The 12024-nt window shown below is 40.8% G+C and carries 11 protein-coding genes; 8 read left to right on the top strand and 3 right to left on the bottom strand.

The features are described 5' to 3' along the window. Positions 1 to 3 precede the first annotated feature (3 nt). The 3 genes from ACEQ81_RS10265 to ACEQ81_RS10255 all read left to right on the top strand — a co-directional run bounded on the left by ACEQ81_RS10265 (position 4) and on the right by ACEQ81_RS10255 (position 3973). Complete coding sequence (locus ACEQ81_RS10265; protein ID WP_411030796.1) at positions 4 to 1260, top strand: glycosyltransferase; 1257 nt, start codon at positions 4 to 6, stop codon at positions 1258 to 1260. A gap of 69 nt (positions 1261 to 1329) precedes the next feature. After that, the gene (locus ACEQ81_RS10260; protein WP_411030795.1) at positions 1330 to 3048 is read left to right on the top strand and encodes a carboxypeptidase-like regulatory domain-containing protein; all 1719 of its coding nucleotides are present in this window, start codon (positions 1330 to 1332) and stop codon (positions 3046 to 3048) included. An 82-nt stretch (positions 3049 to 3130) separates the two neighbouring features. Beyond that, entirely contained in the window at positions 3131 to 3973 is an 843-nt protein-coding gene (locus ACEQ81_RS10255; RefSeq protein ID WP_411030794.1) for a 1,4-dihydroxy-2-naphthoyl-CoA synthase, read from the top strand. Positions 3974 to 4257: 284 nt separating this feature from the next. Here the strand turns inward: ACEQ81_RS10255 and ACEQ81_RS10250 are convergent, their stop codons facing one another. Beyond that, positions 4258 to 5583, bottom strand: coding sequence for a serine hydrolase domain-containing protein (locus ACEQ81_RS10250; protein ID WP_411030793.1), 1326 nt, complete (start codon positions 5581 to 5583; stop codon positions 4258 to 4260). Between the two features lie 51 nt (positions 5584 to 5634). Between ACEQ81_RS10250 and ACEQ81_RS10245 the strand changes: the two genes are divergently transcribed. The 5 genes from ACEQ81_RS10245 (at position 5635) to ACEQ81_RS10225 (ending at position 10765) form a co-directional block, all read left to right on the top strand. Beyond that, the gene (locus ACEQ81_RS10245; protein WP_411030792.1) at positions 5635 to 6510 is read left to right on the top strand and encodes a pirin family protein; all 876 of its coding nucleotides are present in this window, start codon (positions 5635 to 5637) and stop codon (positions 6508 to 6510) included. A 116-nt stretch (positions 6511 to 6626) separates the two neighbouring features. Beyond that, entirely contained in the window at positions 6627 to 8165 is a 1539-nt protein-coding gene (locus tag ACEQ81_RS10240; protein ID WP_411030791.1) for an FG-GAP repeat domain-containing protein, read from the top strand. After that, positions 8162 to 8584, top strand: a complete 423-nt coding sequence (locus ACEQ81_RS10235) for a 3D domain-containing protein (RefSeq protein WP_411030790.1) — start codon at positions 8162 to 8164, stop codon at positions 8582 to 8584. Before ACEQ81_RS10240 ends, ACEQ81_RS10235 begins: the two co-directional genes overlap by 4 nt. A 47-nt stretch (positions 8585 to 8631) precedes the next feature. Continuing rightward, positions 8632 to 9306, top strand: a complete 675-nt coding sequence (locus ACEQ81_RS10230; RefSeq protein ID WP_411030789.1) for an N-acetylmuramoyl-L-alanine amidase — start codon at positions 8632 to 8634, stop codon at positions 9304 to 9306. Further along, positions 9296 to 10765, top strand: a complete 1470-nt coding sequence (locus ACEQ81_RS10225; protein WP_411030788.1) for a M14 family zinc carboxypeptidase — start codon at positions 9296 to 9298, stop codon at positions 10763 to 10765. The genes ACEQ81_RS10230 and ACEQ81_RS10225 overlap by 11 nt, the downstream gene beginning before the upstream one ends. A 4-nt stretch (positions 10766 to 10769) precedes the next feature. Here the strand turns inward: ACEQ81_RS10225 and ACEQ81_RS10220 are convergent, their stop codons facing one another. After that, positions 10770 to 10937, bottom strand: coding sequence for a hypothetical protein (locus ACEQ81_RS10220; RefSeq protein WP_411030787.1), 168 nt, complete (start codon positions 10935 to 10937; stop codon positions 10770 to 10772). A gap of 248 nt (positions 10938 to 11185) precedes the next feature. Then, positions 11186 to 12013 (bottom strand): flagellar motor protein MotB, encoded by an 828-nt coding sequence (locus ACEQ81_RS10215; RefSeq protein ID WP_411030786.1) that lies wholly within the window; start codon positions 12011 to 12013, stop codon positions 11186 to 11188. Positions 12014 to 12024: the final 11 nt, after the last annotated feature.

Below are 12024 nucleotides of genomic sequence, written 5' to 3'. Positions count from 1 at the left end.
TTGGTGGCACAAACCCATAAAAAACTTCTAATCATTGGTTTTGTTTGGCCAGAGCCCAGCTCAACGGCCGCGGGTGGTAGAGTGCTACAGCTTATCCAATTCTTTGTACAACAAAACTACCAAGTAACCTTTGCCAGCACTGCACTGGAAACGGCATTTACATTGGATTTGGAAGCCCTAGGGGTAAACAAGGCGAAAATAATATTAAACGATATTGGTTTTGACGTGTTTATTAAAAAACTGAAGCCCCAGATTGTGCTATTCGATAGGTTTATGACGGAAGAGCAATTTGGTTGGCGCGTAGCCCAGCATTTACCCGATACAATTCGGATTTTGGATACCGAAGATTTACACTCGTTAAGGTATGTTAGGGAAAAAGCATACAGAGCAGGCAATCCTTTTAGTATCAAAGATTGGTTGCATGCAGAAATTACAAAAAGAGAAGTAGCCAGTATTTACCGCTCGGACCTTTCGTTAATTATTTCCTCCTACGAACTGAAATTACTGCAGCGCGAGTTAAAAATTGATGATTCCTTACTCTTGCACCTCCCATTTATGCTGAAGGAGATTACCACCGTCCAAACAAAAAAATGGACCTCTTTTGCCCAGAGAACAGGTTTTGTGTGTATAGGAAATGGAAAGCACACCCCTAATATTGATGCTATCCTTTGGTTAAAAGAGGAAATTTGGCCCCTGATCCGCTCAGAGTTGCCCAATGAAAACCTGTTTGTTTATGGCGCTTACCTACCACTAAATATAACACAACTGCATCGGCCAAGCGAAGGCTTTCACATTATGGGCAGGGCACAAAATGCCATGGAAGTTATAGGGAGCGCTCGTGTAAGTCTGGCCCCTTTGCGCTTTGGGGCTGGTATAAAAGGTAAACTAACAGATGCTATGATAACAGGTACTCCAAGTATTACAACCCCAATAGGAGCGGAAGGAATGCACGGAAATCTTCCTTGGGCCGGAGAAATTGCAGAGAATACCAAAGCTTTTGCCAAAGCCGCAATAAGTTTGTATACGGATGAAGCAAATTGGCATACTGTACAACAAAATGGTATTGAAATAATCAATAGCTTGTATAGTGCAAAAAAGCTAGGCGATATGCTGTTGCGTGGTATAGAAGAATTGCAAAACAAATTAGCAGAACATAGAACCAAAAACTTCATTGGTTCCTTATTGCAGCACCATACTACTGCCAGTACAAAATACATGGCCAAATGGATCGAAGCCAAGAACAAAAGAAGCCCCGAATAAATTTTATCGCAGAATTCACTGATATTTAGTAATTTAGTAGGAAGTACGATTTTTATTAATCCGTGTTTTATGAGAAAGAACATTTGGTGCTTTTTATTTCTTTTGGTGGCCTCTCCATTGTTTTCACAAAATAGTAATGTAAAACTTCGTGAGATTCGTGGCGGTGTATCGGATTATGGGGATCCCATTGCAGGAGTGACGGTAACCGTAAAAGATACGGAACGAAAAACACGTACCGATGCTTTGGGCAATTTTGTCATTTGGGCAAAGAATGATGAGGTTTTGGTTTTTTCGTATAAAGGTAGGAACGGGGCAGCTTCGGTAATAAATAGCAGAACGTCTTACCTCAATATTACCATGCCCATCGCTACAAGCAACCTGGATGAAATTGTTTTGGAAAATGAAGAAGATAGCAAGCGTAAACAAGATAAGAACCGTAAAACGCGCTTATCGGGCATCTTTTTTGGAACATTAGATCCTGAAAAAATCGGTTTTGGGGTAAAGCAGATCAAGGACGACCAAATCAGTAATATATCTGGTTCAATTTTGGACGCCATTAACGGAAGATTTGCTGGGGTAACCGTGGTGGGCTTTGGCAATGATGCGTCTGCTACATTGCGCGGAAAACCCTTGTCATGGGATGTGGATGGTCTTTTGTATTCACCCAGTAATCCTCCTAACCATATAAATATAAATGATGTAAAAAGTATTACCGTAATGCCCGGAAGCTGGTCGCAAGCCAGATATGGGTTAGTGGCACCCTGGGGAATAATTATTGTACGTACGGTGGGTCAGTCCCTTCAATATTCAAATACAGAAGGTTTCCAAAATTTTGATGCCGCCCAAGTACAGGGCAATATATACAATAACGAAGCAACAACCCGAAATAGTGGTTTAGGGGTAGCACCCAAATATATACAACGCTTACAGGTAGCTGGTAGTCCAAGGTTGGCGTATGAGGTTTACCTAGAACAAAAGAATATATATGGTGGTATGCCCCATTTTTTTGCGGACGTCCACCATTTTTTTCTGAGCGATTATAAAGACAAAAGAACGGCCAATAAGGTTCTTGAGGATATGAAAGAAACCTTTAAGGAAGATATAAGCGCACTTAGGATATTGGCTTATTTGTTGGAAGAGCGTGCTCATTTTAAAGAATCGCACGCCATATACAGAATGATAATTACCCTCAAGCCTTTTCAGTATCAAGCTATAAGGGATTTCGCCAATAGTTATGTGCAAATTGGGGAACACAAAAGGGCGTGGTACCTGTATCGGTATTACCTTAACAAGAGAGGTAGCCAGCTCGCCAATGAAGGGGTAGATAAAATCATAAAAGAGGAAATGTTGCAGCTCATGGGAGACCATGGGAAAAAGCTGGGACTGGCCGCAGCAAGTTATTCCTTAAATTCCAAGGAAGATGATATTTCCATGGTATTGGAATGGAATAATCCCAATGCAGAGTTCGAAATCCAATTTGTAAACCCGGAAAAACGATTTTACACTTGGAAACATTCTTATGACCAAAATAGGGAGCTGTTGTTAGACGAAAAATTTAGCGGGTATTCTTCTCGTTTTTTTTCAATTCAGGATATCGACAAAGGACAATGGTTGGTAAACATCACCTATAACGGCAACCAAGAAAATACACCTACGTACCTAAAGACAACGATTAGAAATAACAATACCTCAGAGGAAACCATTAAAATCCTTAAACTAGATCACAAGAACGTAAATTATAACTTTCTACAAGTATCTTCCAACAACGTTATTTCGCTCTCTAAGTAAATCTTTGAATCAGCTTCATTTGGCTTTGCACAATTTTGCCGTGTATACCCTATCTTTACGGTGTTCAATTTTTTAGATTAAAATGAAAGACATAAACTGGAAGGTAGTTAAGGAATTTGAAGATATAACCTATAAAAAATCTGATGGGGTGGCACGCATAGCCTTTAATAGGCCCAATGTTAGAAACGCATTCCGGCCCAAAACAACAAGTGAGCTGTACCAGGCTTTCTATGATGCCCAGGAAGATACTTCAATTGGGGTGGTGTTACTTTCCGCCGAAGGTCCCTCCACAAAAGATGGGGTATACTCCTTTTGTAGTGGCGGAGACCAAAAAGCAAGGGGACATCAAGGATATGTTGGTGAGGATGGTATGCACCGCCTAAATATCCTCGAAGTACAACGTCTTATACGTTTTATGCCTAAAGTGGTTATCGCCGTAGTTCCCGGATGGGCGGTTGGTGGGGGACATAGCTTGCATGTGGTGTGCGACCTCACTTTGGCTAGCAAAGAACACGCTATTTTTAAACAAACGGATGCGGATGTCACTAGTTTTGACGGTGGCTATGGCTCAGCGTATCTGGCAAAAATGATAGGTCAGAAGAAGGCCAGGGAAATTTTCTTTTTGGGAAGGAGCTATACCGCCCAAGCTGCTTATGAAATGGGGATGGTAAATGCCGTAATTCCGCATGAGGAACTAGAGGACACTGCTTATGAATGGGCCCAAGAAATTTTGGCAAAATCACCAACGTCCATTAAAATGCTGAAGTTTGCCATGAACCTTACCGACGACGGCATGGTAGGTCAACAGGTTTTTGCGGGTGAAGCTACCCGTTTGGCATATATGACGGATGAAGCAAAAGAGGGTAGAAATGCCTTTCTTGAAAAACGAAGACCCAACTTTGGGGAAAATAAATGGATTCCTTAAGGAGTTGTACCCTAGTGTTTCTTTAGCGTGGGGAAGTGTGCAAGAAAGCAACTTCAACTAAAAAGAGCCTTATCAGTTAAGACAAGGCCCTTTTACGAGAACACTATATGAAAATGAAAAAATTAACTCCTTTTTAATTACACTACTAAAGTACTGTCAAACCAGCTCCAAAAGAAATTATTGTTGTGAACATGCTTAGTTTTGTTGTCAGTGGCAGGTATTGTGTTATTTGACCTCATCGATGAACGACCAAACGTTTGAAATACCAGACAAAAGGATATCGATTAGTTTATAGAGGCGATGATATTGGCAAGAAAAGAGTTTACGTCAAAGTTGGCTCCCTCTGCCAAACCCGTACGGACTACTACAAGCTCCTTGGAAGGAATAATAAATACACGCTGTCCCTGAAAGCCGTTTGCGGAGAAAAGATCGCGCGGAACATCTGGGTATTTTCCGTGTGCATTAAGCCAAAAGTGGCCACCGTAAGTCCCTGCGGATCCGGGTGTTGGCGAAGTAACATAATCTACCCATCTTTCGTCAAACAGTTGTTCTCCATTCCAGAGGCCATTGTTTAGATATAGAAGCCCAAACTTTGCCCAGTCACGCGTATTGGCCCAAGCATAGGAAGACCCTACAAAATTACCCGCCAAGTCTGTTTCTATCAGCATGGATTGCATTCCTATTTTATCGATCAAAGCGGTATAAGGAAAATCCAAATACTCCTGATACGTTACAAAATGCTTTCTTAGAATACCCGATAACAAATTTGAGGTTCCGGAAGAGTAGTACCAAACTTCTCCCGGAGCGGCAATAAGATCTTTCTCGGCCTGTGGTTTAGTCATGTCGTCTTCTAGAAACAACATTCGGTTAACATCGGACATGGAACCATAATCTTCATCCCATTCCAACCCGCTTTGCATGCGGAGCAAATGGTTTAAGGTTATCTTTGCTTTACCTTCGTCATTAGAGGTTTTAAAGGGGTAATTGTTGTTTATATCCAATTTTCCCTGATATTCCAAAATACCATAAAGGGTGGCCAACACACTTTTGGTCATGGACCAACCCAGAATTTTGGTATCCGGGCCAAACCCGTCGATATATTTTTCTGAGATAATCCTATTTTTATAAGCCACCAATACGGTCCGCGTTCTCGCTTCCGGTACGGAAAAAGCATAATCCACCGCTTCTTGTAACTGGTTATAGTTTATCTCTGCAAACACGGTATCCTTAGTACCATTATTACCATATGGAAATGGCAGGTTGTTCTTTAGATTTGCCCTGGAAGGACTTTGATAAGAACCTTTGTTTTGGTAACCGTTTTGTGCTAAGGCACACCCTAGACCATCCCTACAGATAGCGGTTCGTTCCTTAAGTCCAAATACGTTGGCAGATGTTCCTTTAGGGTCATAGTTTGCAGTTGCTAATTTGATTAAAGGAAAATTATTGTCATTCTTGGCGATAGATTGCTCGGTACGATTGGCAATAAAGATACTCGATGCCATATTTTTGGCTGCAAAGCCCGAAATAATATTTAGTTTGGGATAGTTGTAGGCCACTGCCGCAACTAGCAATACAATAAGTAAGACAAGTACTCTTTTAAAAATTTTCATTAGGTAACGGATTATCGTAGTTTTAGGATACTAATTTAATACGATAAATATATGTCCAATATTGGTCTTATCATAGAAGAAAGGAGCAGGGATATCGGAGATTTTTTGGTAGGAAGGTTAATTCCCTTTCGTAAAAAGCGAATGATCGGTCCTTTTATTTTTATAGATCATATGGGTCCTACAATTCTCGGGCCCCAAAAATACATGGATGTAGATCAGCATCCCCATATTGGTTTGGCTACACTTACCTTTATGCTGCAAGGAGAAATTATCCATGAAGACGGGATAGGCACGTATCAGCGGATAACACCCGGTTCAGTAAATTGGATGGTAGCTGGTAAGGGGGTTTCGCATACCGAGCGTACACCAAAAGAATTAAGAGATGGCCAGGAATTTACCGCTCATGGGTATCAAATATGGGTGGCCTTACCCCGTGAATTGGAAGAAATGGAACCAGAGTTTCACCACATACCGGCGGATAGGCTTCCTAACTGGGTAGATGGTTCTGCGACTTTTAAATTGGTGGCAGGGGAGGGGTACGGCAAAAAATCACCAGTACCGGTGCATTCACCACTCTTCATGGTAGAAATAAGGAACAAGGAGGTCTACAAGCTAAATACACGAGACAATTTAAAGGGAGAATTGGGTATCTGTGTTGTTGAAGGGTCTATACTTGCCTGCGGACAAACTATTGAAAAAGGAAATATTCTGGTTTCCAAAGTAGAAGATTCCTGTAGTGTGGAATTGGCACCTAATTCGCATATTTTGCTCTTTGGGGGAGATACTTTTCCGGAAGAACGACATATTTATTGGAATTTTGTGGCAACAAGTAAGGCAAGGATAGAAAAGGCAAAAGCAGCTTGGAAAGACAAGACCTTCCCTATGATGGAAAACGACAACACCTATGTTCCGTTACCTGGCTTCTAGATTTATATAGAGTTGACAAATTAAGGTGCCAACTTGATAATTTTGCGTCATAATTTCTTTTGGATGCCACTTGGGGTATGGTTATCTTCCTACAGAAAACCAATTGACAGTGTACTATGCCCAGGAAATCAATTTCGTTTAGAAAAAATGTTATCACACTTTTTTGTGCTGCATTTTGTGTTGCCTGTACATCGCCAAAAAAAAGAACTGCGGAACAACTCTACGGCAGTTATTGTGCTAGTTGTCATCTGGCCCCTTCTATTGAGGATCTCCCAAAAGCTATTTGGGAGAAGGAAATATTACCCGATATGGCTGCTAGAATGGGAATCCGTGAACCAGGCTACGACCCTTTGGAGGGCAAATCGTTTAGGGAGCAAGAGGTTATCTTAAAAACCGGTATTTATCCCCACACCCCAATTATCTCATTGGAAGATTGGGCACTATTAAAAAATTACGTATTGTCCCTTGCCCCAGATTCGCTACGTAAAAACCCCCAATTCATTGCTACTTCGGAACTTTCGCAGTTTGCGCCAAAACCAATTTCCTTGGATAGCGACCAAGGGGCACTGATCACTTGTTTAAAATACGATGAATCTAAAAGATCGGTGATGATCGGGGATATTTCGGGAAACCTAATGCACTATAGTTTTATAACCGAAGAAAAAGAACATCTGGCCAAATTTGGGAATGCCCTAAGCGATTATACCAATACGGGAACATTATCCGTGATTACGGCTATTGGCCATCTAAACCCCTCGGATATTTCTTCGGGTCGAATTTTTGTTGCTGAAGATCAGGACACCATTGGGCTTTCGCAAATTTTCCATAGGCCGGTACATACTTTGGCCCATGATTTTGATAAAAACGGAACTATGGAACTGGTAGTGAGTGAATTTGGAAATCTTACCGGCAAGCTGTCCTTACTCTATAAAGGCGATAGCCTAACCTATCAAAAAAAATCATTGCTCACCGTTCCCGGGACCATTAGGGTACTTGCGGAGGATATGGACGCCGACGGTAAGGACGATCTTATTGTACTTACTGCGCAGGGAGACGAAGGGATATCGATACTGTACCAAGAAGATGATTTGCAGTTTAACCCAGTTAAAGTAATACAACTAAGCCCTTTATATGGTATTAGCTGGTTTGAAATGATTGATTACGACGGGGACGGAGATCAGGATATCGTAATTGCAAATGGTGATAATGCCGATAAATCCTATGTGCACAAACCCTATCATGGGATGCGAATTTTCATCAATGATGGTCAGAACAATTTCGAAGAAAAGTATTTCTATGCGTTAAATGGAGCCACTAGAGTGGTTGCAGGGGACTTTGACGATGATGGGGATTTTGATTTTGGCTTGCTTTCTACATTTCCTGACTACAATAAACCTGAGTTCTCTTTTGTTTACCTTGAAAACAAGAATGCCGAGCAATATTCCTTTGTTCCCCATACCTTTGAAGCTTCTACACATGGAAGATGGTTGCTAATGGATGCCGCAGATGTAGATGAAGATGGGGATACGGATATTCTTTTGAGTTCTTTTACCTATGCTTTTACGCCGGTACCAGAACATATGTCTAAATTATGGAAGGAAAAGAATATTGATATTATGTTTTTGGAAAACAAGTTAAAAACCCAATCGCAATGAGACCTGTAGGATTTTGTATAGTATTGGTTGGCTTATTTGCCCTCTGCTCATGTGAAGAAAACGAGAAGGTTAAAGAAGAAGTGTACCTCTGGAATACTATAAATGTTACCGCTACCGCTTATAATTCGTTGTCTGCCCAAACCGATCGTACCCCCAACATTGCCGCTTGGGGAGATACCCTTAGTCCGGGTATGAAATGTATTGCGGTTTCTAGAGACCTCATTGCTTTAGGTTTAAAGCACAATACCATGATTAAACTAGATACCTTTCCAGGGATCTATTTGGTAAAGGATAAAATGCACAGACGTTGGAAGAAAAGAATTGATATTTATATGGGTATTAATAAAGGGGCAGCCAAACAATGGGGAAAAAGGAAGTTAACCCTTCAGTATGCGGTTAAAAAAGACAGTGTTCAGTAGCCATAAATACTGCAATATTTGTACTTTTAGCATACTGGATTTATACTATGAAAAACTTATGTGTCCTGGCAAGTTTCCTAATCCTTGCTTCTTGCAGTGTTTCTCGCGAAATTGTGGACAAACCTATAATCTTTAATGAGGAAAGGAAGCAACTAACCTTGGAATACCTTTCCGAACGCTACGGTCTGCAACAAGATTCACCTAGCATAGTCCCAAAAATGGTGGTGCTGCATTGGACCGTAATACCTACTATGGAAGAAACTTTTGAAGCGTTTGAACAACCAACACTTCCCGATTCGCGTTCCAAAATACAAGGGGCAGGAGCCTTAAATGTTTCTTCCCAGTTTCTTGTAGATCAAGACGGTACCATTTACAGTTTACTCCCGGAAACGACCATGGCCCGCCACGTAATTGGATTAAACCATTGTGCTATTGGGATAGAAAATGTAGGAGGTACGGAGAACTTACCGCTGACCAAAGCACAACTAAAATCTAATATTTGGCTGGTTAGGTATCTTAAATCAAAATACGACATCGATTATGTAATTGGGCATTACGAATACCGTAATTTTGAAGGCCATGAGCTTTGGCTAGAAAAAGATTCGGGATACCGTACCAAAAAAGAAGACCCCGGAGAACTGTTTTTATCAAAAGTTAAAAAAGCGACCAAAGACCTTAATTTTAAACCAACGCCACCAAAAAAGAATTCCAATGACATCTAAAACACTGACTGTCTTATTTTCGTTATTCCTTGCCTTGCATTGTACGGCACAGCCCAAAGACATTACCTCTGCGCTCTATGAGACCTATGAAACATACAAGGAAGGGAAGTTAGACCATCGGCGCGTAAAGCACAGTGAAATTCTAGAACTGTTGGTTGCCTATCGGAGCAATCCCAAGTTTACCGTAAAGAAAGTGGGTACTTCCATAGAAGGCAGGGATTTAAATTTAATAAGCATCGGTTCTGGTTCTGTCAACGTATTTCTATGGTCTCAGATGCATGGAAATGAACCTACAGCTACGCAGGCAATTTTTGATATTTTTAAATTTCTGGATAGCGATTCGTTCAAAAAGGAAAAGGAGGCCATTTTAGAAAATCTTACCCTTCATTTTTTACCTATGCTCAATCCGGATGGGGCAGAGGTGTACCAAAGAAGAAATACCCTGGGGATAGATATCAATAGAGACGCCCTAAGACTACAATCTCCCGAAGGGCAGACTTTAAAAAGAGTGAGGGATAGCCTAGAAGCCGATTTTGGGTTTAACCTACACGACCAAAGCACCTACTACAACGCCGAGCTTACTGAAAAACCGGCTACCATTTCCTATCTGGCACCCCCATATAACTATGAAAAAGACATAAACGAGAGTCGTGGCAACGCAATGAAAATAATTGTTTTTATGAATAATATCATCCAAAACTATGCACCCGGACAGGTGGGCAGGTATAACGATGATTTTGAGTCGCGCGCTTTTGGAGATAACATTCAGAAGTGGGGTACAAGTACCATCCTTATCGAATCTGGAGGGTACGCCAATGATGTGGAAAAACAAGAAATTAGAAAATTAAATTATGTATCCATACTTTCTGCCATTTATACCATAGCCAATAGAAGCTATCTGGAGATACCCATTGAAGACTATGAAAAGATTCCGCATAACGACAGGAAACTCTTTGACCTAAAGATTAAAGCGGTCATCTATCCGCTGCTTGGGAACGACTACGTGCTAGACTTGGGGATCAATCGTTTGGAAGTAGATTATGAGGAACATAACAATTTTTACTATAGTAGCCGTATTATAGATCAGGGAGACCTATCTACCTATTATGGCTATCAGACACTAGACGCCACGGGATATAAAATTAGGGCTGGGGCCGTCTATCCCGATACATTGGATTCTGTTGAAGAACTGGCCAAGATCAATGTAACTTCTCTATTAAAATTGGGCTATGCCTATATCCGCCTAAATAAAATTCCAAAAAGTCTTCTAGAATCTGTAAAACCCATACACCTAATCTCCAAAGGCCATGAGGTTCCGGAACTTCGATTAAAAGTGGGTATAAACCCAACCTTTTTTCTAGAAAAAGAAGGGGCAATCCGTTACGCTGTTATTAATGGCTTTTTAATCGACCTCGAAAATGGTGAAGGTAAATTTGGCAATGCCATGATCTTTAGATAACTGTTTAATATCCAAATTGGATACTCATATGGGAGCCATTTTTGATCAGTAAGATCAGCATGGTCATTAAAGTTGTAACGATAGAGGAAAATAGCAAGAGTACCAGACTCTTATACCATTTTGATAAAGGACCTATTGCGCTCTGACGGATAATTTCGTTGATTACATCCATAATTTCTTTCTTTTAAATTAAACATATACATAGTCTTTAGGATGCGTTATAAGTTGCAACAGATAAATTGGGGTTGTCATCTATAAAACAATTTTCGAGCCAAAAACCCTACTTTCCAAAATCTTTGGTGTCAAAACTCGTTCAGTGGTTATTTTATGTCGGCCCGCTGGACTCAGGGCGATTTATGGCAATAAAAAAAGGGCCAGATATCTATCTGACCCTTGATTATATGTGTGGGGTGATTGTTTTTATAGACTCTCTGAGTCTAACAAAGCGAAGAACTTGTCCAAATTTGGAATGATAACAATTCTTGTTCTTCTGTTCTTTGCCATATTATCTTTAGTGTCGTTCTCTACCAATGGAATATAGCTGCTTCTTCCGGCTGCGATCATCTTGGCCGGGTCAACATTGTAATCGTTTTGTAAAATACGTACTATAGAAGTGGCACGTTTTACACTTAGGTCCCAATTGTCTTGGAACAATTCCGTGCTAATAGTCTTAGAATCGGTATGCCCTTCCACCATTACTTCCATGCTTGGCTCGGAGTTGATTACTTCTGCCAACTTGCTTAAAATGGTTTCGGCATTCTTGCTTACTCTATAGCTGCCGCTATTGAATAACAACTTATCGGAAATATTGATCATCACTACCGTTTTGTCAATATTTATATCAACATCACCCTCTTCGTCAGCGATTGTTTTTTTAAGGTTATAGGCTACTGCCACGTTGATAGAATCTTCCAAGGTTTTGGCTTCTGCCAAAGCTGAAGGATCTACCTTTGCCAAGGTGGCTCTCATTTTTTCCTTGGTATTGTTGCTCATTACAGTGATATCATCGACCGCGGTCATCTGATCATCGTTGATCTCTTTTAAGGAATTGATTTTTTCGTTGTATTCCGCAACACGGGCTTCGATCTTGGAAACCTTGGCTTCCAACTCCTCTTTCTCTACTTGGGTCTTGGTTAATTGACTCTGAGTATCTGCCAGGTTACCTTCCAAGGCTACATACTTCTTTTTGGATACACAAGAGGCTAGCGCAACTAATAGTACAACGCTCATTACTGATAATCTTTTCATTTTCTCTTTAC

Origin of the sequence: Spongiimicrobium sp. 3-5, from assembly GCF_046557915.1 — a bacterium.
GTDB lineage: Bacteria > Bacteroidota > Bacteroidia > Flavobacteriales > Flavobacteriaceae > JBHEBG01.
This window is presented reverse-complemented; position numbering and strand designations above follow the sequence as displayed.

Bases quoted from the DNA above. Each gene is read 5' to 3' on its own strand.
- ACEQ81_RS10260 (WP_411030795.1), top strand. From the start codon at position 1,330: ATGAGAAAGAACATTTGGTGCTTTTTATTTCTTTTGGTGGCCTCTCCA.
- ACEQ81_RS10255 (WP_411030794.1), top strand. From the start codon at position 3,131: ATGAAAGACATAAACTGGAAGGTAGTTAAGGAATTTGAAGATATAACC.
- ACEQ81_RS10250 (WP_411030793.1), bottom strand. From the start codon at position 5,583: ATGAAAATTTTTAAAAGAGTACTTGTCTTACTTATTGTATTGCTAGTT.
- ACEQ81_RS10245 (WP_411030792.1), top strand. From the start codon at position 5,635: ATGTCCAATATTGGTCTTATCATAGAAGAAAGGAGCAGGGATATCGGA.
- ACEQ81_RS10240 (WP_411030791.1), top strand. From the start codon at position 6,627: ATGCCCAGGAAATCAATTTCGTTTAGAAAAAATGTTATCACACTTTTT.
- ACEQ81_RS10235 (WP_411030790.1), top strand. From the start codon at position 8,162: ATGAGACCTGTAGGATTTTGTATAGTATTGGTTGGCTTATTTGCCCTC.
- ACEQ81_RS10230 (WP_411030789.1), top strand. From the start codon at position 8,632: ATGAAAAACTTATGTGTCCTGGCAAGTTTCCTAATCCTTGCTTCTTGC.
- ACEQ81_RS10225 (WP_411030788.1), top strand. From the start codon at position 9,296: ATGACATCTAAAACACTGACTGTCTTATTTTCGTTATTCCTTGCCTTG.
- ACEQ81_RS10220 (WP_411030787.1), bottom strand. From the start codon at position 10,937: ATGGATGTAATCAACGAAATTATCCGTCAGAGCGCAATAGGTCCTTTA.
- ACEQ81_RS10215 (WP_411030786.1), bottom strand. From the start codon at position 12,013: ATGAAAAGATTATCAGTAATGAGCGTTGTACTATTAGTTGCGCTAGCC.